Source organism: Micromonospora sp. CPCC 205554 (assembly GCF_036902745.1).
Taxonomy (GTDB): Bacteria; Actinomycetota; Actinomycetes; order Mycobacteriales; family Micromonosporaceae; genus Micromonospora; species Micromonospora tulbaghiae.
Genome location: NZ_JBAKHP010000006.1, coordinates 127783 through 148682, shown reverse-complemented (window position 1 = coordinate 148682; position 20900 = coordinate 127783). Strand labels below are relative to the sequence as shown.

Annotated in this window: 20 protein-coding genes and 4 tRNA genes; 4 read left to right on the top strand and 20 right to left on the bottom strand. The window is 71.3% G+C overall.

Going from position 1 to position 20900, the window contains the following annotated elements; genetic code table 11:
• Window positions 1-63: 63 nt before the first annotated feature.
• From rpoB to V6U82_RS10935, 18 genes are all read right to left on the bottom strand, one after another.
• Complete coding sequence (rpoB, locus tag V6U82_RS11020; protein ID WP_073828954.1) at window positions 64-3495, bottom strand: DNA-directed RNA polymerase subunit beta; 3432 nt, start codon at window positions 3493-3495, stop codon at window positions 64-66.
• Window positions 3496-4069: 574 nt separating this feature from the next.
• Window positions 4070-4456 (bottom strand): 50S ribosomal protein L7/L12, encoded by a 387-nt coding sequence (rplL, locus tag V6U82_RS11015; RefSeq protein WP_120573082.1) that lies wholly within the window; start codon window positions 4454-4456, stop codon window positions 4070-4072.
• A gap of 54 nt (window positions 4457-4510) precedes the next feature.
• Complete coding sequence (gene rplJ, locus V6U82_RS11010; RefSeq protein ID WP_120573081.1) at window positions 4511-5059, bottom strand: 50S ribosomal protein L10; 549 nt, start codon at window positions 5057-5059, stop codon at window positions 4511-4513.
• A gap of 315 nt (window positions 5060-5374) precedes the next feature.
• Complete coding sequence (locus V6U82_RS11005; RefSeq protein ID WP_334460848.1) at window positions 5375-6064, bottom strand: hypothetical protein; 690 nt, start codon at window positions 6062-6064, stop codon at window positions 5375-5377.
• The gene (locus V6U82_RS11000; protein ID WP_334460847.1) at window positions 6061-6945 is read right to left on the bottom strand and encodes an ABC transporter ATP-binding protein; all 885 of its coding nucleotides are present in this window, start codon (window positions 6943-6945) and stop codon (window positions 6061-6063) included. Before V6U82_RS11000 ends, V6U82_RS11005 begins: the two co-directional genes overlap by 4 nt.
• Before the next feature lie 82 nt (window positions 6946-7027).
• Complete coding sequence (gene rplA / locus V6U82_RS10995) at window positions 7028-7744, bottom strand: 50S ribosomal protein L1 (RefSeq protein WP_013288646.1); 717 nt, start codon at window positions 7742-7744, stop codon at window positions 7028-7030.
• A gap of 83 nt (window positions 7745-7827) precedes the next feature.
• Complete coding sequence (rplK, locus tag V6U82_RS10990; protein WP_013288647.1) at window positions 7828-8259, bottom strand: 50S ribosomal protein L11; 432 nt, start codon at window positions 8257-8259, stop codon at window positions 7828-7830.
• Window positions 8260-8447: 188 nt separating this feature from the next.
• Window positions 8448-9170 carry a transcription termination/antitermination protein NusG gene (nusG, locus tag V6U82_RS10985; RefSeq protein WP_073828961.1) on the bottom strand — a complete coding sequence of 241 codons (723 nt, stop codon included), beginning with the start codon at window positions 9168-9170 and terminating at the stop codon, window positions 8448-8450.
• Window positions 9171-9205: 35 nt separating this feature from the next.
• On the bottom strand, window positions 9206-9598 hold the full coding sequence (gene secE, locus V6U82_RS10980; RefSeq protein WP_120573078.1) for a preprotein translocase subunit SecE: 393 nt from the start codon (window positions 9596-9598) through the stop codon (window positions 9206-9208).
• Window positions 9599-9812: 214 nt separating this feature from the next.
• Window positions 9813-9885, bottom strand: a tRNA-Trp gene (locus V6U82_RS10975).
• Window positions 9886-10012: 127 nt separating this feature from the next.
• Window positions 10013-10405 (bottom strand): MaoC family dehydratase, encoded by a 393-nt coding sequence (locus tag V6U82_RS10970; RefSeq protein ID WP_030269317.1) that lies wholly within the window; start codon window positions 10403-10405, stop codon window positions 10013-10015.
• A 4-nt stretch (window positions 10406-10409) separates the two neighbouring features.
• The gene (locus V6U82_RS10965; RefSeq protein ID WP_128137371.1) at window positions 10410-10856 is read right to left on the bottom strand and encodes a MaoC family dehydratase N-terminal domain-containing protein; all 447 of its coding nucleotides are present in this window, start codon (window positions 10854-10856) and stop codon (window positions 10410-10412) included.
• Between the two features lie 121 nt (window positions 10857-10977).
• On the bottom strand, window positions 10978-11145 hold the full coding sequence (gene rpmG / locus V6U82_RS10960) for a 50S ribosomal protein L33 (protein WP_013288652.1): 168 nt from the start codon (window positions 11143-11145) through the stop codon (window positions 10978-10980).
• A gap of 130 nt (window positions 11146-11275) precedes the next feature.
• Window positions 11276-11348, bottom strand: a tRNA-Met gene (locus tag V6U82_RS10955).
• Between the two features lie 25 nt (window positions 11349-11373).
• A tRNA-Thr gene (locus V6U82_RS10950) sits at window positions 11374-11446 on the bottom strand.
• 95 nt (window positions 11447-11541) lie between these two features.
• Entirely contained in the window at window positions 11542-14064 is a 2523-nt protein-coding gene (locus tag V6U82_RS10945; protein WP_334460846.1) for a putative bifunctional diguanylate cyclase/phosphodiesterase, read from the bottom strand.
• 49 nt (window positions 14065-14113) lie between these two features.
• Window positions 14114-14251, bottom strand: a complete 138-nt coding sequence (locus V6U82_RS10940) for a hypothetical protein (RefSeq protein ID WP_181726588.1) — start codon at window positions 14249-14251, stop codon at window positions 14114-14116.
• 712 nt (window positions 14252-14963) lie between these two features.
• Window positions 14964-15047, bottom strand: a tRNA-Tyr gene (locus V6U82_RS10935).
• 147 nt (window positions 15048-15194) lie between these two features.
• Here V6U82_RS10935 and V6U82_RS10930 point away from each other — a divergent pair.
• Window positions 15195-15689 carry a YajQ family cyclic di-GMP-binding protein gene (locus V6U82_RS10930; RefSeq protein WP_128137601.1) on the top strand — a complete coding sequence of 165 codons (495 nt, stop codon included), beginning with the start codon at window positions 15195-15197 and terminating at the stop codon, window positions 15687-15689.
• A 40-nt stretch (window positions 15690-15729) separates the two neighbouring features.
• On the opposite strand, the gene V6U82_RS10925 is transcribed toward V6U82_RS10930, so the two are convergent.
• Window positions 15730-16923: an epoxide hydrolase family protein gene (locus V6U82_RS10925; protein WP_334460845.1), complete on the bottom strand. Its 1194-nt coding sequence runs from the start codon at window positions 16921-16923 to the stop codon at window positions 15730-15732.
• A gap of 181 nt (window positions 16924-17104) precedes the next feature.
• On the opposite strand from V6U82_RS10925, the gene V6U82_RS10920 reads away from it, so the two are divergent.
• The 3 genes from V6U82_RS10920 (at window position 17105) to V6U82_RS10910 (ending at window position 19552) form a co-directional block, all read left to right on the top strand.
• Window positions 17105-18484 (top strand): MFS transporter, encoded by a 1380-nt coding sequence (locus V6U82_RS10920; protein ID WP_334460844.1) that lies wholly within the window; start codon window positions 17105-17107, stop codon window positions 18482-18484.
• 65 nt (window positions 18485-18549) lie between these two features.
• Window positions 18550-19056, top strand: a complete 507-nt coding sequence (locus tag V6U82_RS10915) for a SigE family RNA polymerase sigma factor (RefSeq protein ID WP_334460843.1) — start codon at window positions 18550-18552, stop codon at window positions 19054-19056.
• Window positions 19037-19552 carry a hypothetical protein gene (locus V6U82_RS10910; RefSeq protein ID WP_334460842.1) on the top strand — a complete coding sequence of 172 codons (516 nt, stop codon included), beginning with the start codon at window positions 19037-19039 and terminating at the stop codon, window positions 19550-19552. The genes V6U82_RS10915 and V6U82_RS10910 overlap by 20 nt, the downstream gene beginning before the upstream one ends.
• A 4-nt stretch (window positions 19553-19556) precedes the next feature.
• Here the strand turns inward: V6U82_RS10910 and V6U82_RS10905 are convergent, their stop codons facing one another.
• Entirely contained in the window at window positions 19557-20816 is a 1260-nt protein-coding gene (locus V6U82_RS10905) for an MFS transporter (RefSeq protein ID WP_334460841.1), read from the bottom strand.
• Window positions 20817-20900: the final 84 nt, after the last annotated feature.

Below are 20900 nucleotides of genomic sequence, written 5' to 3'. Positions count from 1 at the left end.
CGTCTGTACTGCTAGCTAACGAGTGGGATCCGGGGCAGGGTGACCCTGCCCCGGATCACCACCTCAGACCTCTTCGACCGAGCTCGGCTCGCGCCGGGACAGGTCGATGCCCAGCTCCTCCGCCGCCCGGAACACCTCGTCGTCGGTCTCGCGCATCTCCAGGGCCACACCGTCGCTGGAGAGCACCTCGACGTTGAGGCACAGCGACTGCAGCTCCTTGAGCAGCACCTTGAACGACTCCGGGATGCCCGGCTCGGGGATGTTCTCGCCCTTGACGATCGCCTCGTAGACCTTGACCCGGCCCAGGACGTCGTCGGACTTGATGGTCAGCAGCTCCTGCAGGGCGTAGGCGGCGCCGTACGCCTGCATGGCCCAGCACTCCATCTCACCGAAGCGCTGGCCACCGAACTGCGCCTTACCACCCAGCGGCTGCTGCGTGATCATCGAGTACGGACCGGTCGACCGGGCGTGGATCTTGTCGTCGACCAGGTGGTTGAGCTTCAGGATGTAGACGTAGCCGACCGCGATCGGGTCCGGCAGCGGCTCGCCGGAGCGACCGTCGAACAGCTGCGCCTTACCCGTGCGGCCGATCAGCTGCTTGCCGTCCCGGTTGGGCAGGGTCGACGCCAGCAGACCGGAGATCTCCTCCTCGCGGGCACCGTCGAAGACCGGAGTGGCCACGTTGGTGTCCGGCTCGGACTCGTGCGCCTCGATCGAGCGGAGCTGGCGCTTCCACTCCTCGTCGTCGCCGTCCACGCTCCAGCCGGTCTTGGCCACCCACCCGAGGTGGGTCTCCAGGACCTGGCCGATGTTCATCCGGGACGGCACACCGAGCGGGTTCAGCACGATGTCGACCGGGGTGCCGTCCTCCAGGAACGGCATGTCCTCGATCGGCAGGATCTTGGAGATGACGCCCTTGTTGCCGTGGCGGCCCGCGAGCTTGTCACCGTCCTGGATCTTGCGCTTCTGGGCCACGTAGACCCGCACCAGCTCGTTGACGCCCGGGGGCAGCTCGTCGCCGTCCTCGCGGGAGAAGGTACGCACACCGATGACCGTGCCGGTCTCGCCGTGCGGCACCTTCAGCGAGGTGTCACGAACCTCGCGCGCCTTCTCACCGAAGATCGCGCGGAGCAGCCGCTCCTCGGGGGTCAGCTCGGTCTCGCCCTTCGGCGTGACCTTCCCGACCAGGATGTCGCCGGGGACGACCTCGGCGCCGATCCGGATGATGCCGCGCTCGTCGAGGTCGGCGAGCATCTCCTCGCTGACGTTCGGGATGTCGCGGGTGATCTCCTCCGGGCCCAGCTTGGTGTCCCGGGCGTCGACCTCGTGCTCCTCGATGTGGATCGAGGTGAGCACGTCCTGCTGCACGAGGCGCTGCGACAGGATGATCGCGTCCTCGTAGTTGTGGCCCTCCCAGCACATGAACGCCACCAGCAGGTTGCGTCCGAGCGCCATCTCGCCCTCGTCGGTGCACGGACCGTCGGCGATGACCTGGCCGGCCTCGACGCGGTCGCCCTCGAAGACGACCGGCTTCTGGTTGACGCAGGAGCCGGCGTTGGAGCGGCGGAACTTGTGCAGCAGGTACGTCCGGCGGTGACCGTCGTCCTGGTGGACCGTGATGTAGTCCGCGCAGAGGTCCTCGACCACACCGCCGACCTCGGCCACGACCACGTCGCCGGCGTCCACGGCCGCGCGGTACTCCATGCCCGTACCGACCAGCGGGGCCTCGGCCTTGACCAGCGGCACCGCCTGACGCTGCATGTTCGCGCCCATGAGCGCGCGGTTGGCGTCGTCGTGCTCCAGGAACGGGATCATCGCGGTGGCGACCGAGGTCATCTGCCGCGGCGACACGTCCATGTAGTCCACGGCGCCCGGCGGGACGTCCTCGGTCTCGCCGCCCTTACGGCGGACCAGGACGCGGTCCTCGGCGAAGGTGCCGTCCGACTTCAGCGGGGCGTTCGCCTGCGCCTTGACGAACCGGTCCTCCTCGTCCGCGGTCAGGTAGTCGATCTGGTCGGTGACCCGGCCGTCGATGACCTTCCGGTACGGCGTCTCGATGAAGCCGAACGGGTTGACCCGGGCGAACGTGGAGAGCGCGCCGATCAGGCCGATGTTCGGGCCTTCCGGCGTCTCGATCGGGCACATCCGGCCGTAGTGGGACGGGTGCACGTCCCGGACCTCGAAGCCGGCCCGCTCGCGGGACAGACCACCGGGGCCGAGCGCGCTCAGCCGGCGCCGGTGGGTCAGGCCCGCCAGCGGGTTGGTCTGGTCCATGAACTGGGACAGCTGCGACGTACCGAAGAACTCCTTGATCGCCGCCACCACCGGGCGGATGTTGATCAGGGTCTGCGGCGTGATCGCCTCGACGTCCTGGGTGGTCATCCGCTCGCGGACGACCCGCTCCATCCGGGAGAGACCCACCCGGACCTGGTTCTGGATCAGCTCGCCCACGGTACGCAGGCGACGGTTGCCGAAGTGGTCGATGTCGTCGGCCTCGTAGCCCTCCTCACCGGCGTGCAGCCGGCAGAGGTACTCCACGGTGGCGACGATGTCGTCCTCGGTGAGCGTGCCGGTGGTGATCGGCACGTCCAGCTCGAGCTTCTTGTTGAACTTGTAGCGCCCGACCTTGGCGACGTCGTACCGCTTCGGGTTGAAGAAGAGGTTGTCGAGCAGGGTCTGGGCGTTCTCACGGGTCGGCGGCTCGCCAGGGCGGAGCTTCCGGTAGATGTCGAGCAGGGCCTCGTCCTGCCCGGCGATGTGGTCCTTCTCGAGCGTGGTCATCATCAGCTCGGACCAGCCGAACTTCTCGCGGATGCGCTCCGCGGACCACCCGATGGCCTTGAGCAGGACGGTGACGGCCTGCCGGCGCTTGCGGTCGATGCGAACGCCGACCGTGTCGCGCTTGTCGATGTCGAACTCCAGCCAGGCACCCCGGCTCGGGATGACCTTGACGCTGGAGAGGTCGCGGTCGGAGGTCTTGTCCGGCTGCTTGTCGAAGTAAACGCCCGGCGAGCGGACGAGCTGGCTGACCACGACGCGCTCGGTGCCGTTGATGATGAAGGTGCCCTTCGGCGTCATCATCGGGAAGTCACCCATGAACACCGTCTGGCTCTTGATCTCGCCAGTGGTGTTGTTGGTGAACTCCGCGGTCACGAACAGCGGCGCGCAGTAGGTCAGGTCCTTCTCCTTGCACTCCTCGATCGAGGCCTTGACCTCGTCGAAGCGCGGAGCCGAGAAGGAGAGCGACATGGTGCCGGAGAAGTCCTCAATGGGACTGATCTCGTCGAGGATCTCCGCGAGACCCGAGCGTGCGTGCGGGTCGTCCGCCGACCGGCCCTGCCAAGCCTCGTTGCCGACGAGCCAGTCGAAGGACTCGTTCTGAATGGCGAGGAGGTTGGGGACCTCGAGGTGTTCGGTGATCCGACCGAAAGAAACTCGGCGGGGCGCGAATGCGCTCGACGTACGACTGGTCTTCGCAGGGCGGGAAGCTGCCAAGATGCGTCCTTCCGAGGACCGGTGCTGCAGAACGGCTGGTACGCGTGCACTCCAATGACCCCACCAGAAATATCCACAATCGGACATTTCCGAGCAGGGGTCAAGTCGGAAGGCAGCGCAAACTAGCAGTGTAGCCGAGAGGCTAACCGCTGTCCAGCCCACCCCGCAGGTCGTCGCGGAACAAGCCCTGGGACCTCGGAAAACCGGGTCGACCGGGCCGCTCGGAACGCGACGCTCCTGCCGGTCCGCTCGGGTGCCGCGGCGGCGGTGCTGCCGTTGCCTTTACCCGAGAGGCGGCCGTTGCAAGCGCGGAAGGTCTTGCTGATGTTCAGCGTGCCTGGCAGGCCCGTGCCGCGTCAAGGGCCGGTTACCGCTCGGGGTGTCTTTCCCACCGACGGGCTACCGACAGACGTTGCTGACCGGCCGATGAGAGGACGCTGTACGCCCTGCTCACGCCGTCCGTCGGCGGTGGCACCAACACGGCGGGCGGTGACCCGGTCCCCCGGATCACCGCCCGCTGCGACGCGGTGTGCCCCGGCTCACGTGAGCCGGACGCGCGTCAGGTGGAGCAAGGTCACTTCATGGTGACCTTGGCGCCCTCGCCCTCGAGCTTGGCCTTGGCCTTCTCGGCGGTCTCCTTGTTGACCTTCTCCAGGACGGCCTTCGGCGCGGCCTCGACCAGGTCCTTGGCCTCCTTGAGGCCCAGGCCGGTCAGCTCACGCACGACCTTGATGACCTGGATCTTCTTGCCACCGTCGGCGTCGAGGACGACGTCGAACTCGTCCTTCTCCGGCTCGGCCTCGGCGGCCGGGGCACCCGGGCCGGCCGGGCCGGCGACGGCGACCGGAGCGGCGGCGGTGACCTCGAAGGTCTCCTCGAACTGCTTCACGAACTCGGAGAGCTCGATCAGCGTCATCTCCTTGAACGCGTCGAGCAGCTCGTCGGTGCTGAGCTTCGCCATGTCTGGCGTCCTTTCTCGCAATGAAAACTAAGAACGTGGTGCGCCGGGAGGGCCTCAGGCCGCCTCGGCGCCCTCCTGCTCGCGCTTCTTGTCCGCCAGGGCGGCCGCCGCGCGGGCGGCCTTGGAGAGCGGCGCCTGGAACAGGGCCGCGGCCTTGCTCAGGTTGCCCTTCATCGCGCCGGCCAGCTTGGCCAGCAGCACCTCGCGGGACTCCAGGTCGGCGAGCTTCGTGACCTCGGCCGCGGAAATGGCCTTGCCCTCGAAGACACCGCCCTTGATGACGAGCTTCGGGTTGGCCTTCGCGAAGTCGCGAAGCCCCTTCGCCGCCTCGACGACGTCGCCCGAAACGAAAGTCAGCGCGGTAGGACCGGAGAACAGCTCGTCGAGGCCGGAGATGCCCGCATCGGTCGCGGCACGCTTTGCCAGCGTGTTCTTCGCGACCGTGTAGCTGGTCTCCTTGCCGAGCGAGCGCCGCAGCTGGGTGAGCTGCGAAACCGTGAGCCCGCGGTACTCGGTCAGCACGGTCGCTCCCGCGTTGCGGAAGCTCTCGGTCAGCTCGGCGACGGCCGTGGCCTTGTCGGCCCGGATCGGCTTGTCCGCCATGTCCCTCCTCTCTCGTTGCTCGGAGCTGGTACGCCGGCGGCGAGCCGAGGCTCGACGACGGCGGCGGAGGCATCACGACAACGAAAAAGCCCCGGCGCAGGGCGCACGGGGCGAGGGCCGGGACACGGGCACAGTCGGCGGACCGTGCGTGACACCGAGTTTCGCTTACCGCCCTGCGCGGGTCGCCCGTCGTCGCGGGACCTTCGACCGTGCCGGAGCACGGTGACCAGCGGTCTCTGGGTGGAACTACCGCACCAGGTTACGCGACGTGCGCCGCAGCACCAAATCGCCGCTTGTGCTGCCGGTCACCAGGGCTCACGCCCGGGTGCGCCGCGCCCAGGCGTAGCCGGTCAGCGCCACCGCCGTCCAGGCCACCGCCCAGCCGGTGAGCAGCAGACCGGCCCCGGCCGCGACCGGCCCGGTGACCGCCCGCGCGGTCGCCATGACCGGCGGGACCAGCCACGGCGCGACCGAGCCGGAGAGCCCCAGCACCACGACCCCGACCGCGCCGGTGACGAGCACCGCCACCCCGTAGCCGGCGCTGCGGGTCACGGCCCGGCTCGCCAGCGCGCCCAGCGCCACCGCCGCGGGCAGGGCGAGCAGGTGGACCCAGAGCCCGAGCGCCACCCCCACCGGCACCGGCCGCTCCCCCGGCCCGACGGTCGCGGTGACCCCGCCGAGCGGCCACGGCAGCGCCAGCGCGACGAGCACCACGGCGAGCCCGGCCACCAGCGCCGCGAGCAGCCCGGCCGCCCGTTCCCGGGCCGGCCCGACCACCACCCGGGCCATCCGGCGCTGCACGTCGGGTTCCACGTCCAGCAGGATCTTGGTCTGCCAGGCCAGCACCGGGAACAGCACCACGGCGGAGACGCCGTAGGCCTCCGCCGGCCGGGCCCGGCCACCGCCGTAGAGGACGCCGAGGACGAGCAGGCCGGCCAGCACCGGCGCCAGCGCCCGTCCGGTACGCAGGAAGCCGGTCAGCCGCAGGCGGACCAGCGCGATCACCGGGTCACCTCCGGCGCCGGCCCGGGCCGGGCGGAGTCCCCGGCCCCGGCGCCGGCCCGGTCCGGGGAGCCGGCGGACGCGCCGCCCGACCCGCCGGTGCCCGACGGGCCGGCGGAGGCCGGCACCGGGCGCGTGGCCGGGGGCGGGACGGCGTGTTCGCGTACCCGAAGGATCTGGTGGCCGTCGGCGCGCAGGCGGGCGACGGCGGCGGCCAGCCCGGCGGCCGGCACCGCCAGCTCGACCACGGCGACGGCCGCGCCGCCCGACGACGCCTCCTCGGTCACCGTGCCGTCGGTGACCGCCAGGTGCCGGGCGCCCGGCAGCCGGACCGTCTCGCCCCGGTGGTCGCTGACCAGCACCGTGCCGCCGCCGGCCAGCACCTCACCGATGATCTCGGGGACCGCCTCGCGGGCGGTGGCGTCCAGCCCCTCCCACGGCTCGTCGAGCACCAGCAGGCCGGGCGGGCGCAGCAGCGCCTGCGCCAGGCCGACCTTCTGCGCGGTGCCCTTGGACAACCGAGGCAGGCGCACGTCGTGGAAGCGGGTCAGGCCCAGCCGCTCCACCCAGTGGCGCACCGCCCGGTCCGCGGCGAGGCCGGGCAGACCGGCGACGCGGCCCATGGCGGACAGGTAGGCCCCGACGGTGAACGGCTGGTCGGCGGGGAAGCGCTCCGGCACCCAGCCGACGACCGGCGGCCGATCGGCCACCCGCCCCCGGCTCGGGCGCAGCACCCCGGCGGCGAGCTGGAGCAGAGTGGACTTGCCGGCGCCGTTGCGGCCGAGCACGACCGCGACCTCACCGGGACCGATCGTGACGTCGACCTGCCGCAGCACCCACGGGCCCTGCCTGTGGTAGCGGAGCCAGACGCCGTCGAGCCGCATGTGCCCGAGCGTGCCACACCGGACGAACGAACGGGGCCCCGCCACGACGTGGTGGCGGGGCCCCGTTCGGGAGTACGCGTGCTCAGCCCTCGGCCGAGCCCTCCTGGAAGTTCTTCACGACCTTCGGGTCGACCGGGACGCCCGGGCCCATGGTGGTGGTGAGGGTGACCTTCTTGAGGTACGTGCCCTTGGCCGCGGACGGCTTGGCCCGCAGCACCTCGTCCAGCACCGCGGCGTAGTTGTCCACCAGCTGGTTCTCCGAGAAGGAGGCCTTGCCGATGATCAGGTGCAGGTTGGAGTGCTTGTCCACCCGGAAGGTGATCTTACCGCCCTTGATGTCCGAGACGGCCTTGGTGACGTCCATGGTCACGGTGCCGGTCTTCGGGTTCGGCATCAGACCGCGCGGGCCCAGGATCCGCGCGATCCGGCCGATCTTGGCCATCTGGTCGGGCGTGGCGATCGCCGCGTCGAAGTCCAGCCAACCGCCCTGGATACGGGCGACCAGCTCGTCGGTGCCCACCTCGTCCGCACCCGCGGCGACGGCCTCCTCGGCCTTCGCGCCGGCGGCGAAGACGATCACGCGGGCGGTCTTACCGGTGCCGTGCGGCAGGTTGACCGTGCCGCGGACCATCTGGTCCGCCTTGCGGGGGTCGACGCCGAGGCGCATCGCGACCTCGACCGTGGCGTCGAACTTGACGTTGGTGGTCTCCTTGGCCAGCTTGACGGCCTCGACCGGGGTGTAGAGCTTCGACCGGTCGATGACGTCCGCGGCCTTGCGGTAGCTCTTGCTGCGCTGCATTTCTGGTGACTCCTGTGGTCTCTGGCGGGCGCGCGTCGCTCGCGGCCCTCCCACGAACAGATCGGGTGGAGCGGGTACCGAGGTCAGTCGGCGACGGTCAGGCCCATCGACCGGGCGGTGCCGGCGATGATCTTCTCGGCCTGGTCGATGTCGTTGGCGTTGAGGTCCGCCATCTTCTTCTCGGCGATCTCACGCAGCTGGGCGCGGGTGACCGAGCCGACCTTCTCCTTGTGCGGGACACCCGAGCCCTTCTGCACGCCGGCGGCCTTGATCAGCAGCCGGGCGGCGGGCGGGGTCTTCAGCACGAAGGTGAACGTGCGGTCCTCGTAGACGCTGATCTCGGCGGGGACGATGTCGCCCCGCTGGGACTCGGTCTGCGCGTTGTAGGACTTGCAGAACTCCATGATGTTCACGCCGTGCTGGCCGAGCGCGGGGCCGACCGGCGGCGCCGGGGTGGCCTGGCCCGCCGGCAGCTGAAGCGTGAACGTCTTGACGAGCTTCTTCTTCGGAGGCATGTCTCTTCCTGGGGCTTGGAACTGGGATTCTCCGCCGCCCGCGGGCGCGCACGGTCAGCGCGATGCGGAGGGCCGACGTTAAAGGGTAGCGCAAACCTCTACCGAGTTTTCGCCGAGGTGGGCGAGCCCGTGAAACGGCGCACCGGCGGCCACCCCGGGAAGGGGCGGGCCGCCGGTGCCGACGTACGTCAGATCTTGGCGACCTGGTTGAAGTTCAGCTCGACCGGGGTCTCCCGGCCGAAGATCGACACCAGCACCTTGAGCTTCTGCTGGTCGGCGTTGATCTCGCTGATCGTCGCCGGCAGCGACGCGAACGCGCCGTCGGTGACGGTGACCGAGTCGCCGACCTCGAAGTCGAGGACCTTGACCTCGGGCTTGGCCTTCTTCTGCTCGGTCTCGACCGCCGGGGCCAGCCACTTGAGCACCTCGTCGAGGCTCAGCGGCGCCGGCCGGTCGGCCCGGTCGGTCGCGCCGACGAAGCCGGTGACCCCCGGGGTGTTCCGGACGCAGGAGTAGGACTCGGCGGTCAGCTCCATCCGGACCAGGATGTAGCCCGGGAAGACCTTCGCCTGGACCTGCGACCGCTTGCCGTTCTTGACCTCGACCTCTTCCCGGGTCGGCACCTCGACCTGGTAGATGAAGTCCTCCATGTCGAGGGAGGTGATCCGGGTCTCGAGGTTGGTCTTGACCTTGTTCTCGTAGCCGGCGTACGAGTGCACCACGTACCAGTCGCCGGGCGCGTAGCGCAGCTTCTGGCGCAGCTCGGCGACCGGGTCGAAGTCCTCGTCCGGGGCCGGCTCGGTGGTCGGGAACTCCGGCTCGCTGGCGGCCTCGACCGACTCGTTGTTGGCCGCCGTCGCCACCGTGGACTGCTCGTCCGGGGTTCCGGCGGTCTCGTCGTACTCAGGCACGCTCGCTCACTTCCGTCAGTATCGCTGTCCGCAGGTCAGCTGGACTCGCCGAAGACCCACAGCACCGCCTTGGCGAAGCCGTAGTCCAGGCCGGCCACGATCGCCAGCATCACCGCGACGAAGGTGACCACCACGGCCGTGTAGGTCAGCAGCTCCTTGCGGGTCGGCCAGATGACCTTACGCAGCTCGGCCACGACCTCGCGGAAGAACCGCGCGATGCGGGCGAACAGCCCGATCCGCTCGGTGTCCTTGCGGGTCTTCCGGCCCTCGGCCGGCTCGGCCTGCGCCCGCTTACGGGTCGCGGTGCCACCCCGGGAGACCGGCTCGTCCGCGTCGGTGGCGTCGTCGTCGGCCACGTCGTCGACGGTCGCGTCGTCGTTCAGACGCTCGTCGCCGTCGTCCTCGCCGCGGCGCTTGCTCTCGGCCACTTCGCCCTCCGTGCGGGATATGGGGTCGCACGCCGGGCGGCGTGCGCGGCGTGTTGGTCACGCCGGCCGGACCAACCGTCCCGCGACGGGCCGCGGCCGGCGGACCGGCCGGGAGGGCCCGAACGCCTCGGAACCACCCCACCGGTGCCACCACCACGGGCCGGACGCCGCCGGTTAGGGCGGCGCGACCCACGGAACGGTCAGGCCTGAGGCGCAGGGGTGACAGGACTTGAACCTGCAGCCTGCGGTTTTGGAGACCGCTGCTCTGCCAATTGAGCTACACCCCTGTGCGGCAACTCACCTCCGCCCGGACACGTTGTGCCGAGCGGGGGTCACTTGCCCCACGGCGGACCAGTGTACGGGTAGTCGTGCGACTTTCCCAACCGGTCCGCCCCTCGCGCGTCGGGCGGACCCTCAGCGCGTCGTACGGATCAGTGCCCGAGCCTGCGACAGCACCTTCTCACCCTGGCAGGTGGCGGTGATGTCGAGCCTGGTCAGGCCCTCCTCGGTGACCTCCTTGACGACCGCTGACACCTCGATCTCGGTGCCCTCGTCGGTGTCCGGGACGACCACGGGGCGGGTGAACCGGACGCCGAAGTCGACCACCGCGTCCGGCGCGCCGGCCCAGCCGGCCACCGCCCGGCCGACCAGGGCCATGGTGAACATGCCGTGGGCGATGACGCCCGGCAGCCCGACGCCGGTGGCGGTGCGGTCGCTCCAGTGGATCGGGTTGAAGTCGCCCGAGGCGCCCGCGTAGCGGACCAGGTCCGCGCGGGTCACCCGGTACGTCTGGGTGGGCAGCTCCATGTCCTCAGGCCTCCCCGCGTACGACGATCTTGGACCAGACGGCGACCACCGGCTCACCGTCCACGGTGCTCACGTCCGTGCGGGTGGTCAGGAAGCCGTGCCCGCCCCGGCTGGTGACCTCCTCGATGGTGCTCACGCACACCAGCTCGTCCCCGGCCACCACCGGCCGGGTGTACGCGAACCGCTGGTCGCCGTGCACCACACGGCTGTAGTCGACGCCGAGCGCCGGGTCCTCGACGATCTGCCGACTCGCCGCCATGGTGACGACCACCGGGAACGTCGGCGGCGCCACCACGTCGGAGTGGCCGAGCGACCGGGCCGCCTCCGGATCGTGGTGGGCCGGGTCGGTCGCGCCGACTGCGGCGGCGAACTCGCGGATCTTTTCTCGGCCCACCTGATAGGGGGCGGTCGGCGGGTACGTCCGGCCGACGAAGGACGGGTCCAGGGACATGCCGCCGAACCTACACGGAAAACACGAACGCCGATCCGCCCGGTCGGGCGACCCGGAGGCCACCCGTCAGGGCGAATCGGCGTTCGAGAAAGCTGCTACGAGCCGGCTGCGCCGGCCGCGGTCAGCGGGTCTCGCGGTGGACGGTGTGCTTGCCGTCCCGGGGGCAGAACTTCTTCAGCTCGATGCGGTCCGGGTCGTTACGGCGGTTTTTGCGCGTGATGTAGTTGCGCTCCTTGCACTCCACACACGCCAAAGTGATCTTCGGCCGAACATCGGTCGCCTTCGCCACGGCGGAGTGCCTTCCTCGCTCACGGAACAACTACAGCGCGTCAGCCTACGCGCTGACGACGCGGACATGCAAAGTGGGCGCCTGTGGCGCCCGTCCCACCGGCCACCGGGCTGGGCCCGGAGGACGAGAGTAGCGGTGGCCGGACTTGAACCGGCGACACAGCGATTATGAGCCGCTTGCTCTGCCATCTGAGCTACACCGCCGTGGCGGGTCCAGCCGGACCCTCTGAGCCCCCTTACGGAATCGAACCGTAGACCTTCTCCTTACCATGGAGACGCTCTGCCGACTGAGCTAAGGGGGCCTGCTCGATCACCCCAGGGGTGTCGCGCAGGGGAAACAGTACACGACCGCGTCGCGCAGGTGAAATCGGATCCCCCAGGTGCGTGTCCGCCCTGGTCAGGGCACCACTCGCAGGCGCGGCAGCTCCCCCGCGACCACCGTCTCCGGGTCGACCTGGGCGCCGAACCAGGCCTCCAGCCGCTCGTACGGCAGAGGGCGGCTGAACAGGAAGCCCTGGCCGATCTCGCAGCCGATGTCCTGGAGAAGCTCCAGCGTCAGCTCGCTCTCCACGCCCTCGGCGACCACCGCGAGGCCGAACTGCTGGGACAGCGTCACCACCGCGTTGACGATCGCCAGGTCGCCCGGATCGGTCGCCATGCCCTGCACGAACGACCGGTCCACCTTCACCTCGTGCACCGGCAGCCGGCGCAGTTGCGCAAGCGACGAGTTACCGGTGCCGAAGTCGTCCACCGAGAGGCGGACACCGAGGTCACGCAGGCTGCGCAGGGTCGGTATGGGACGTTCGGTGCCGTCCAGGACACCCGCCTCGGTGACCTCCAGCGTCAGCCGTTGCGGCGGTACGCCGTACTCGGCCAGCAGATCGCGTACCAGCGCCGGGAAGTGCTGGTCGGTGAGCGTTCGCGCGGCGAGGTTGACCGCGACGGACAGCGGCTGTTCGCCGTGGCTCCAGTCGCGGCTGCGCCGCAGGCTCTCCCGGAGCACGAACTCGGTGAGCCGGCCGAGCTGGCCGGTGTGCTCGGCCACCGCCACGAAGTCGTCCGGGGCCACGCTGCCGTGCGCCGGGTGCTCCCACCGGGCCAGGCACTCCACGCCCACCAGGCGGCGGTCCCGCAGCGTGACCTTGGGCTGGAAGTAGACCTCCAGCTCGCCCTCGTCCAGAGCCCGTTGCAGGTCGCCGGCGAGTCCGAGCCGCCGCAGCGACCGGGATTCCAGCGCCGGGCTGTAGAGCTGCACGCTGCCCGGCACCGACTTGGCCGCGGTGGCCGCCAGGTCGACGCGTTGCAGCAACGCCACCGCGTCGCTGCCGTGGTCCGGGTGGACGGCCACCCCGACGACCGTGTCCACGTCCAGGGTGAGCGCGTCGAAGACCATCTCGTCGCGGATCTGCTCCCGCAGCTGGGCCGCCAGCTCCAGGGCCGCCTCGGTGCTCTCCAGCCGGAGCGTCACCAGGAACTCGTCACCGCCGGCCCGGCCGACGAGCGCCGAGGAGGGCGCGCAGGAACGCAGCCGCTCGGCCACCTCGACCAGCACCTTGTCACCAGCGGCGTGGCCCAGCGACTCGTTCACCTGACGCAGCCGGTCGACGTCGAAGAGCAGCAGCGCCACCACCTCGCCCGGCGCGCGGATCTTCACCGCCTCCGACACCGACGAGGTGAGGCGCCGGCGGTTGGGCAGCCCGGTGAGCGCGTCGTGGTCGGCGTCGTGCCGCAGCCGGTCGACCAGGCGGGAGTTCTCCAGCGCCACAGCGGCGTGCGCGGCGACCGTCTCGAAGACCGGGATGTCGCCGGGGGCGAAGTGGCCGATGTCGCTGAGCCGGTTGGTCACCTCCAGGGTGCCGATCACGGCCTGGCCGGAGCGCAGCGGCACCACGATGGCGTCCTTGACCCGCTCCTCCCCCGCGGCCTGCCGCAACGCCGGGTCGCCGCCGAGCCAGCGGCCGATCGAGAGGGTACGGCCCTTCTTGCGCACCTGCTGGCGCAGGCTCGCCGGGGTCGGCGCCAGGTCCAGCAGGCCGGGCGTGTCCACCCGGGCGGTGAGCAGCACCTCGGGATGGCGTCCCTGGGCGGGCAGCCAGAGCGTCGCGTACTCGGCCTGCATCAGCGCGCGTACCCGGTCGAGCAGGATGTCGGCGAGTGACCGCTCGGTGCCGGAGGCGAGGAGGCGGGTGAGCTCGTACATCCCGGCCAACGTCCGGTGCTGCCGGAAGAACTGGGAGTAGGAGCGGTAGACCAGGACCAGCCCGCTGAAGAGGGCGGCGAGCAGCAACGCCGACCACCACGTCGTCTTCAGGGCGATCAGGACGAGCAGGCCGATCGCCACGTTGATGGCGGCGGTGAGCAGCGCGGTCGGCATGCTGCGCAGCGCGTCCCGCCCGGCCTGCCAGCCCTGGAGCAGCACGTGCACACCGACCACGCTCACGAGGCTGACCAGCGTGACCACGCAGACGGCGAGGAACAGGGAGCCCCACGTCCCCGGTCCGACATCGCGCAGCGGCGGCAGCGCCAGGAGCACGAGGCCGGCCAGCGAGGTCGCGGCGGCGGCCTTGGCGACGTTGAACCAGAGCTTCGCCGCACCGAAGCGGTGCGAGGCACTCCAGATCAGCACGGAGAGTGTGTAGATCAGGACGACACTCAACGGGGGCAGGAAGTAGAGCGCCACGATGAGTGGCACCTCGGTGAGCGTCACGCCCACCGACTGGCGCCGGACGTAGACGTTCAGCACCGCGAAGCTGATCCCCGCCATGACGACGAAGAACACGAAGGCGAGCGGCCACTTACCGAACGGGTGGTCCGCCACCAGGGCTATGCATGTACTGAAGACCACCGCCAGCAGAGCCAGAGGGGCAGTGACGAGCCAGGCACGTTCCGTCGACCTTCGAGGTCGGCCCTGGCCTGCCATGCCCCTCCTACCCGAGACGTCATCTGCCGGCTGCAGACGACTCGATGATTCAGCGTGGGGCGCCCATCGTCCAGACGATGTCGGCTAGTTGCGCGCTACCGGTGCCGGGGAGGATGCCGAAGGCGCCTGCGACGGCGGCGAGCACGAGGAGCGAGCCAAGCAGCCGGCCCAGCGTTCGACCAGACATGATTGCTCCTGTCGGGAGATTGCCACAGGGATGGTGAAGGTTTCCCGATCGTGCCACAAGCCTGAGGGGCAGAAAAGCGGAGAGGGCCCGCCCAGCCCGAGTAGCTGTCAGGTTCCGCCGTTCGGCCCGGGCGAGCACGACACGCAGCCAGGTCATGGGGGTGAAGGGACGTCAGGCGCTTCGTCCACTGCGGATTCCCACCTTCACCCACGAAGGGGATCAAGTCACGCGAAACCCCACACCACCAACCCTGGGCTGCCCGGCCGGCTCGACCTGGCCGATCCGTCCGGCGGGTCGCCACCGGACCCGCGGGCATTGACCACCATACCTGCCGATGTCATGAACGCCAGAGGATGATTCCCTCATTCATGCCGGAACCGCTCAGGGGCTGACCAGGCGGCCTCAAGTGCCTTCGGCGGACGCCACCTGAGCATGTCCGCCTCGCCGGCGCCCGGGTCGACCGCCACGCTGAGCTTGAAGTGTCCCCGGGCTCGCGCCTCGCCACGAGGGACGAAGTCGACGGCCAGCAAGCGCTCGGTCCCGCGGAGCCCTCGTACCTGTGCTTCGTACGGCTCGGAGATCTGCCAGTCGTCGAGCTGGAACCCGCCTCGGGCTTGCCCGTGCGCCTCGGCAGGGCCAGCGCACACCGCACGGCCTGAACGAGAACGGCCCCGGAGCGCGTTTCCGCAGCTCACGGGGCCGTTCTTGCACCTGGTGGCGGGTAGAGGATTCGAACCTCTGTAGCTTTCGCGACGGATTTACAGTCCGCTCCCATTGGCCGCTCGGGCAACCCGCCAGGGCACACCGCCGCGTCGCAACGCGGCAGCGGAAGCAAGGATAGCGGTTGCCCCCGGCACTGCCGCAACCGGGTACCGTCAGGAGGTCCCACGCTGGTCAGCGCGGGACGGACCAGGACAGACCGCCGGACAGCAGGAGCATGAGCATGGCAGCGAACCCGTCGTTCGACATCGTGAGCAAGGTCGACCGGCAGGAGGTCGACAACGCCGTCCGCCAGTCGGAGAAGGAGCTCGCGACGCGGTTCGACTTCCGCGGCACCGGCGCGGAGATCTCCTGGTCGGGCGAGGAGGCGATCAGCCTCCAGGCGGAGACCGAGGAGCGGGTCCGAGCCGCGCTGGACGTCTTCAAGGAGAAGCTGGTCAAGCGGAACATCTCGCTGAAGTCCCTCGACGCCGGCGAGCCCCGCCAGTCGGGCAAGATCTTCAAGATCGACGCCAAGGTGGTGCAGGGCATCGACTCGGACAAGGCCAAGGCGATCAGCAAGAAGATCCGCGACGAGGGCCCGAAGGGCGTGCAGGCGCAGATCCAGGGCGACCAGCTCCGCGTCACCGGTAAGAAGAAGGACGACCTTCAGGCCGTCATCACCCTGCTCAAGGGCGAGGACTTCGGGCTGGCGCTCCAGTTCACGAACTACCGGTGAGCACGACCGTGTCGTGGCCGGTCACCGGCCACGACGCGGGTCAGCGGCCCCGCAGCGGCCGGAACGCGGCCCGCATCTCGGCCGCGAACAGCTCCGGCTCCTCCCACGCGGCGAAGTGCCCGCCCTTGTCGACCTCGTTGAAGTACGCGACGTCGGGGTAGACCGCCTCGACCCAGCTGCGCGGCGCCGCCCAGATCTCGTCGGGGAACGCGGTGAACGCGACCGGCACCTTGACCGGCGGCGGGGCCTGGCCGGCCTCCCGGGCGGCGGCCAGGAACCGGCCGAACTCCCAGTACCACCGGGCGGACGAGGCGCCGGTGCCGGTCAGCCAGTACAGCGTGATGTTGTCGACGACGCTGTCGCGGGTGAGGCCGCCCACGGGCGTGCCGTCGACGAACGCGCGGGAGATCTTGTAGTAGCTGTCGGTGTCGTGGTCGAGCATCCAGGCGGCCAGCCCGACGGGTGAGTCCAGCAGCGAGTAGCCGACCGTCTGGGGCCGGGTGGTCTGCTCCAGGAAGTAACCGAACCCGTCCGTCATGAACAGCTGGAGCGCGTCGTGTGCCGCGCGTTCCTGCTCGGTCTTCGCCGGCAGCTTGTCCTTGAGGTCGATCGCCCCGGCGAGCAGGTTGACGTGGACGCCGAGCAGCCCGTCCGGCCCTTGGCGGGCCATCGCGTCGGTGACGGCAGCGCCCACGTCGCCGCCCTGGGCGACGTAGCGGGTGTAGCCGAGGCGGCGCATCAGCTCGGCCCAGGCGGCGGCGATGCGGCCGTTCTCCCAGCCGGGTTCGGTCGGCGCGCCGGAGAAGCCGTAGCCGGGCAGGGACGGCAGTACCAGGTGGAAGGCGTCCTCGGCGGTGCCGCCGTGCGCGGTGGGGTCGGTGAGCGGACCGACGCTCCCGAGCAGCTCGACCACCGAGCCCGGCCAGCCGTGCGTCATGATCAGCGGCAGCGCGTCCTCGTGCTTCGACCGTACGTGTATGAAGTGGATCTCGACGCCGTCGATGGTGGTGGTGAACTGCGGCAGGGCGTTCAGCTTCGCCTCGCACGCGCGCCAGTCGTGCTCGCCCGTCCAGTAGTCGGCCAGTGCCTGGACGGTCGCCAGCTGCACGCCCTGCGAGCGGTCGTCGACCAGCTCCCGGCTGGACCAGCGGGTGGCCGCGATCCGGCGGTGCAGATCGGCGATGGCGTCGTCCGGCGTGTCGAGCCGGAAGGGGTGGATGTCGTCGGTGGCCATGGCCTGCACCTTTCGCGTCGAGTGGATGGGCGCGGAACACCGGCGGGTAAACGATCAGTCTGGCAGGGGCCCGGCGGGCGGCGGGCCGGAATGGCGTTGCGCGGCCCCGCCGCCTCCGGTTCCTTCTGCCGTCAGGCAACTTCCTTGGGGTACGGGCCGGGCATGAGGTCGGGTGGAAGCCATGCCTCCCGCGATGCTCCTCCCCTATCGGCCGGTGTTCGGTCAACCGGTACTGCGCCGGCTGCTCCCCGGGCTCGCGACCTCCGCTCTCGGTGACGGGCTCGCCCTCGTCGCGGTGACCTGGCTGGCCCTGCAACTCGCCCCCGACGGGCAGCGCGGCACCTGGACCGCGTTCGCGGTGGCCGCGTACACGCTGCCGGGTGCGGCCGGCACGGTGCTGCTCGGGCGGTGGCTGGGCGGGCGGAGCGGAGCCCAGCTCGCCGGCTGGGACGCGACGGTGCGGGCCGCCGCCCTGGGCGCGATTCCGGTCGCCCACCTCGCCGGGGTGCTGGACGTCGGTCTCTACGTCGCCCTGCTCGCGGTGTCCTCGCTGCTGCACCCCTGGGGGTCGGCCGGCCGGTTCACGCTCGTGGCCGAGCTGCTGCCGCAGCGGCACCACCTGGCTGCGAACGCGCTGCTCGGGGTGTTCGGCCAGGCCGCGACGATCGTCGGCCCGCCGCTGGCCGGCCTGCTCATCGCCTGGGTGGGCGCGGTGTGGGTGATCGCCGTCGACGCCGCCAGCTTCGCCGTGCTGGCCGCGAGCTACCGCCTGGTCGTCCGCGACCGAGATGCCGCGGCCGTCCGTGACCGAGCCGCCCCGGCCGGGGCGGGGCCGTCGCGTAGGTCGGGATTCCGGATCATCGCGCGGGACCGGTCGCTGCTCGGCCTGCTGTCGCTGTCCTTCGCCTTCTTCTTCCTCTTCGGACCGTTCTACGTGGCCATGCCGGTGCACGTCACCGACGACCTGCGCGCCTCCGCCGGGACGCTCGCGGCCTACTACACCGCGTTCGGCGTCGGCTCGCTGCTCGGCGGGCTGCTCACCGGCCACCTGCGCGGACGGCCGCTGCGGACCACGCTCGCCGGCGTCGTCGCGTTGTTCGGCGCCGCGCTGCTCCCGCTCGGCCTGGGCGCGCCGGTCGTCCTGTCGCTGCCCGCGTTCGCGCTCGCCGGCCTGGTCTGGGCGCCCTACCAGCCGACCGCGACGGCGCTGTTCCAGCGCCGTGCCGGCACCGTGGACCTCCCCCGCGTGCTGGCGGCCAACGGGGCGGTCACCGTGCTGGCGGTGCCGCTGGGCACGATGCTCGGCGGTCCGGCGACGGCACTGCTCGGGGCGCGCCCCACGCTCCTGGCGTGCGCGGTGGCGATCCTCGCCCTGGGTCTGGTCGCCGCGACGGCCGCCGCACGCCCCGGCCCCGCAGCGCAGAACACAGACCGGACCGGGCCGGCGGACCCGCACGACCAGCCCGGACCGCGGACGACAGGCCCGCACGACCAGCACGACCAGCCCGGCCCGCCCGCCCGGGTGGACGCGCCGGATCGGGTACGCCCCGGAGCGCCCTGATCCGTGTGCAACCGCCGGAGCCGCATCGGGGTGTCGAGTGGTGAGAGCGGACACGGGAGGTGGGCATGGACGGCCCCGAGGACTTCGACGCCTTCTACACGGCGACCGCGCGGCGGGTCGTGCACCACGTCTACGCGCTCTGCGGCGACCTGGCCGAGGCCCAGGACGTGACGCAGGAGGCGTACGCGCGGGCCTGGCAGCGCTGGTCGACAGTCGGGGCGTACGAGGATCCGGAGGGCTGGGTCCGGACGGTGGCCTGGCGGCTGACCGCCAACCGGTGGCGCGGCCTGCGGCGCTGGTTCGCCGCGCGGGCCCGGCTCGGCCGGGAGGATCCGGCACCCGGGCCCAACCCGGACCGGGTGGCGTTGCTGACGGCGTTACGCCGGCTGCCCGACGCGCAACGGCTGGTCGTCGTCCTGCACCACCTCCACGACCTGCCGGTGGCGGAGATCGCCCGGACCACCGGCATGCCCGAGGGAACGGTCAAGTCGTACCTGTCCCGGGGCCGCGCCGCGCTCGCCGTTCTACTGACCGACGACAAGGAGGAAGTCGATGTCGGCACGCATTGGTGAGGCTCTGCGGGAGTTGGAGCAGGACATGACCGGGCTGCGGCTCAGCCCGGCGGCCGAGGTGCGCGCACGGGGGCGCGCCAGGAGCCGGCGACGGGCCGCTGTCCTGGCGGGGGTGGCCGCGGTGACTGTCACCGGTGGCGCCGCGACCATGGCGACGCTGTCCGGACCGGCGACGCCGATGCCGGCCGCCGGCGGCGCGGCCACCTCGTCCGCCGCGGCATCCGCCGCGTGTCAGGCCGACCCTCCGGTACGCCTGGACGTCGTCTTCCGGCCGGGTGCCGGCGCGCCGCAGATCGGGGAGGTCGACCACCGGATCGGGCAGGCGCGCGGGGACACGGGGCTGCGCTGCGGTGGCAGGACGGTCGCGGCCCGGCCGGACAGCGACGGCCGGGTCGTCCTGTCGGTGCTGCTGGCGCAGGGTGAGGACCCGGCGCCGATCCGGGCCGCCGTGGAGAAGCTTCCCGGGGTGGAGCGGGTGGTGACCGCCGGCGGGTGAGCGGTCAGGCGGCGAGCGTCTGCTCGGCGCGTACCGCTGTCGCCTCGGCCCGGGCGATCGGGCCGCCGGGCAGCGCGGCGACCGCGGCCCCGACGGCGACCGCCACCCCGGCGAAGACGAACGCCCACGAGACACCGCCGGCATGGTCGATGATCAGGCCCGCGATCGAGCCGCCGGCGGCGCTCGCCGCGACCGACATGGTCACCACCCAGGTGTACGCCTCGTTCAGCATGCCGGCCGGGGTGATCCGCCCGACGAGCGTGTTCTCCAGCGTGAGCGCGGGGGCGATGGCCGCGCCGCCGAGCACCAGCGCGACGCCGAGCGCGGCCGGGCCGGGCATCACCGCGAAGACGGCGAAGCTGGCCGCGACGGTGCCGAGCAGCCAGGCGAACTGGCGGGTCATGTTGGCGGCGGGCTTGCGTACGCCGAACCAGAAACCACCGATGGCGCTGCCGATGCCCCAGACGGCGAGCAGCACGCCGGCCAGGCTCTCCGGGTCGTCGGCGCCGGAGTTCCCGGCGAAAGCCGGGACGATGACGCCGGAGGCGCCGAACGCGATGCCGAGGCTCGCCACGCAGAGCAGCAGCGCGGGGAAGCCGCCGAGCCGCAGCGGGCCGAGGCCCCGCGCGTGGTGCTCGCGCGCGTGCGGGCGCCAGCCGCGCATGACCCGGCCGAGGGCGACGGTGGCGGTGCCGACCAGCGTGACCACCGCGGCGCCGACGAGCGCGGCGGAGGCGTCGGCGAGCAGCACGAAGCCCGCCACCAGCAGCGGGCCGATCACGAACACGACCTCGAACAGCGTGGTCTCGGCGGCGAGCGCGGTGTTGCGCAGGTGCGCCCGGCCGGTGGCGGGGGCGGTGAGGTCGTTCCAGGCGCCCCGGATCGCGGCGGTCAGCGGCGGGTACGTGGCTCCGGCGACGCCCGCCGCCAGGTAGATCAGTCCGAGATTGCCGCTGTCGGAGCGGGTGGCGACGAGCAGCCCGATCAGGGCGAGCGGGTGGGCGAGCGCGGTGACCAGCAGGACGGGGGCGGGACCGACCCGGTCGGCGATCCGGCCGGCGACCGGGCTGAGCGCGGCGCCGGAGAGCGCGTAGATGCCGCCGGCGACGGCGGCCAGGGAGTACCGGCCGGTGACCTGCTCGACGACGAGCAGCAGCGCCAGCGGGGTCATGCCGATCCCGAGCCGGCCGATGATGCCGAGGATCAGCAGCATCGGCGCGCCGGGGATCCGCCAGACGCCCTGGTACTGGCGCAGTGCGGCCACGGTCGACCTCCAGGGGGTAATGAGTGGGAGACGTTTCGACCCTAACGGCGCGACATGATGGCGGGAAACGCATTGTGCCCGGAC

What these genes read in the sequence shown, in the direction of transcription:
- rplL (WP_120573082.1), bottom strand. Translation starts at nt 4,456, where the DNA reads ATGGCGAAGCTCAGCACCGACGAGCTGCTCGACGCGTTCAAGGAGATG.
- rplJ (WP_120573081.1), bottom strand. Translation starts at nt 5,059, where the DNA reads ATGGCGGACAAGCCGATCCGGGCCGACAAGGCCACGGCCGTCGCCGAG.
- V6U82_RS11000 (WP_334460847.1), bottom strand. Translation starts at nt 6,945, where the DNA reads ATGCGGCTCGACGGCGTCTGGCTCCGCTACCACAGGCAGGGCCCGTGG.
- rplA (WP_013288646.1), bottom strand. Translation starts at nt 7,744, where the DNA reads ATGCAGCGCAGCAAGAGCTACCGCAAGGCCGCGGACGTCATCGACCGG.
- rplK (WP_013288647.1), bottom strand. Translation starts at nt 8,259, where the DNA reads ATGCCTCCGAAGAAGAAGCTCGTCAAGACGTTCACGCTTCAGCTGCCG.
- V6U82_RS10970 (WP_030269317.1), bottom strand. Translation starts at nt 10,405, where the DNA reads ATGGAGCTGCCCACCCAGACGTACCGGGTGACCCGCGCGGACCTGGTC.
- V6U82_RS10965 (WP_128137371.1), bottom strand. Translation starts at nt 10,856, where the DNA reads ATGTCCCTGGACCCGTCCTTCGTCGGCCGGACGTACCCGCCGACCGCC.
- V6U82_RS10945 (WP_334460846.1), bottom strand. Translation starts at nt 14,064, where the DNA reads ATGGCAGGCCAGGGCCGACCTCGAAGGTCGACGGAACGTGCCTGGCTC.
- V6U82_RS10940 (WP_181726588.1), bottom strand. Translation starts at nt 14,251, where the DNA reads ATGTCTGGTCGAACGCTGGGCCGGCTGCTTGGCTCGCTCCTCGTGCTC.
- V6U82_RS10930 (WP_128137601.1), top strand. Translation starts at nt 15,195, where the DNA reads ATGGCAGCGAACCCGTCGTTCGACATCGTGAGCAAGGTCGACCGGCAG.
- V6U82_RS10925 (WP_334460845.1), bottom strand. Translation starts at nt 16,923, where the DNA reads ATGGCCACCGACGACATCCACCCCTTCCGGCTCGACACGCCGGACGAC.
- V6U82_RS10920 (WP_334460844.1), top strand. Translation starts at nt 17,105, where the DNA reads ATGCCTCCCGCGATGCTCCTCCCCTATCGGCCGGTGTTCGGTCAACCG.
- V6U82_RS10915 (WP_334460843.1), top strand. Translation starts at nt 18,550, where the DNA reads ATGGACGGCCCCGAGGACTTCGACGCCTTCTACACGGCGACCGCGCGG.
- V6U82_RS10910 (WP_334460842.1), top strand. Translation starts at nt 19,037, where the DNA reads ATGTCGGCACGCATTGGTGAGGCTCTGCGGGAGTTGGAGCAGGACATG.